The sequence below is a fragment of the Bowmanella yangjiangensis genome (genome assembly GCF_017255015.1).
GTDB lineage: Bacteria > Pseudomonadota > Gammaproteobacteria > Enterobacterales > Alteromonadaceae > Bowmanella > Bowmanella yangjiangensis.
Genome location: NZ_JAFKCS010000616.1, coordinates 1 through 430, shown reverse-complemented (window position 1 = coordinate 430; position 430 = coordinate 1). Strand labels below are relative to the sequence as shown.

The following is a 430-nucleotide window of genomic DNA, read 5'->3' as shown; positions in this document are numbered from 1 at the left end:
TGGCGGCCTTACAGTTTGCCTGGACTCCTCCATTGTCGATACCCGCAGGCAAGGGCAGGTTGACGCCTGCCTTGCCTCTCCCCACCTGCTCCTGCTGGGTCATACGGCTGGAGGCACTGCGCAGCACCTGCACACTCATGCCACCTGGCTGTGCGCTGGGCGCCACGGGCAACTGTTCGGAAGCATTGATCCATACAGGTTGTGGTTTGGGGAAGTTCAGGCGCGGAGCATCGCTCACCTTGAGTTTGACACCCAGACGTTCCAGGCCGAGATCACTTACCAACGTATTGAGCCAGCGTACGACTGCCTCTAGCAGATTACGCACCAGCGTGGTGTCCTGCAGTGCAGGCGTATCGGCGAGGTAGGCTTGCTGCCCATTCCAGCGGTCGATGAAATTACGCGCCACGTCATATACGGAGGGACCTTCGAT

The 430-nt window shown here is 59.5% G+C and carries 1 pseudogene; it reads right to left on the bottom strand.

Going from position 1 to position 430, the window contains the following annotated elements:
• Nucleotides 1-430: pseudogene (locus tag J0A65_RS25940) on the bottom strand (hypothetical protein); the annotation flags it as partial.